Genomic DNA, 2,008 nt, shown 5'->3' with positions numbered 1-2,008 from the left:
ATTGAGCGCAAACATTATTTTTTTGCTTTCAAATTTTAATTACTCCAAGACTGAAACCGTTATTAATACGTTGGAAAAAACTTCACCTTAACAGGGGTAGAACAAAACTTTTGTGGAATGGTTTGTCTCTTGTGCTAGCGCTTGCAAGTGTACTACAGTCGCTGTGTGGAGCGGTAACATTAAAATTCTCAGTGAAGCATTTCTTTATTCTCTCTGCGTCCTCTGTGTCTTGGCGGTTTGTTTAAAAAATTTGACTTTGATATACTAAAAATGCTTAAAATCTGGACTTTTTCGTTTAATCTATAAGCCTCTCTCCGCTTCGGGGAGAGGTTTGGAGAGGGGTTCTATATTAGTCAAGGTTAAAGACGTTTGCAGTATAAGTAGCCGCCATGAAGTGTGTACAGACATATGACAAACCTTGTTCTCTGTTCCCTATTTTCAAGTCAGTTAAGGGACTTCCAAAGAATAAATTAATCAATTCTATTTCTTCAAATAACGGTGCGTTACGGCTTACACCTAACACACCCTACAAAAATTGGATGTTTAATTACTTGGAAGTCCCTAAGGAGAATTAATTGCATAATATCATTGCGTTTGTCAAAGATGTTCCGGAGGGGTATTAGCTTGTATCCGGAAGGGTTTCAGCTTAAAAATCATCGGACTTAATTTAATTAGGTTTTTGAAGGATGTGATCGCACGTCAATGAGTGGGAAAGTGCGATCGCATCCCTAATTACTAATTCCTACTCAACATAGGCATCCATCGGTAAGCAGGAACAAACAAAATTCCTGTCCCCAAATGCAGCATCAATCCGACTAACACTAACCCAAAACTTACTATCCCTCGTCCAAGGAGCAGGATAAGCAGCTTCTTCCCTAGTATATGGATGTGTCCATTCCCCGGAAATCAAACTTTCGGCAGTGTGAGGTGCATTCTTCAACAGGTTATCCTGAATATCCATCTTCCCAGATTCGATCGCCGCAATTTCTCCACGAATGGCAATCAACGCATCACAGAATCGGTCTAATTCCTCCTGGGATTCACTTTCCGTCGGTTCCACCATAATTGTACCAGCGACGGGCCAGGATACCGTAGGCGCGTGGAAACCGTAGTCCATCAACCGTTTAGCTAGGTCATCGATTTCGATGTTGGCGGATTTTTTCAAAGCACGCAAATCTAGGATACATTCGTGTGCTACATACCCATTACTACCTTTGTAGAGTACGGGATAGTAACCTTCCAACCGTTTAGCGATGTAATTGGCATTGAGGATAGCGATTTTCGTAGCTGCCGTCAACCCCGATGCACCCATCATCACAATGTACATCCAGGAAATTACTAGGATACTGGCACTACCCCAAGGAGCCGCAGAAACAGCACCAATAGCTTTTTCACCGCCTATTTCAATTACAGTATGTCCGGGAAGGAAAGGAACTAGGTGCGCTGCGACACCAATTGGACCCATCCCAGGACCACCACCACCGTGAGGTATACAGAAGGTTTTGTGTAAATTCAAATGGCAGACATCGGCACCAATATCACCAGGACGACATAAACCAACTTGAGCATTCATGTTTGCCCCATCCATGTATACCTGTCCACCATGACTGTGAACGATCGCACAAATTTCTTTTATCCCTTCTTCAAAGACTCCGTGTGTCGATGGATACGTGACCATCAATGCGGAAAGTTGTTTACTGTGTTTCTCAGCTTTGCCTTTTAGGTCGGTGATATCGACATTTCCATCATTGTCACAGGCTACGGGAACCACCTTCATACCGCACATGACAGCGCTGGCTGGGTTGGTTCCGTGGGCAGATTCGGGAATGAGGCAAATATTGCGATCGCTCTCCCCACGGGATTGATGATACTGGCGAATAACCAAAAGTCCCGTATATTCACCTTGGGAACCGGCGTTTGGTTGCAGGGAAATTCCCGCAAATCCGGTGATTTCTCCTAACCATTCCTCTAGTTGCTCGAATAGTATTTGATACCCCTTTGTTTGCGA

Annotated in this window: 1 protein-coding gene; it reads right to left on the bottom strand. The window is 43.7% G+C overall.

Annotated features, from left to right (window positions below):
• Positions 1-742: 742 nt before the first annotated feature.
• Positions 743-2,008 (bottom strand): aminomethyl-transferring glycine dehydrogenase (locus CK510_RS29745; protein WP_143289511.1); only part of this gene is annotated, 1,266 nt, incomplete at its 5' end.

Source organism: Brunnivagina elsteri CCALA 953 (genome assembly GCF_002289455.1).
GTDB classification, from domain to species: Bacteria; Cyanobacteriota; Cyanobacteriia; order Cyanobacteriales; family Nostocaceae; genus Brunnivagina; species Brunnivagina elsteri.
Note: the sequence above shows the minus strand (reverse complement) of the source record. Positions and strands in the feature narration are given on the sequence as shown.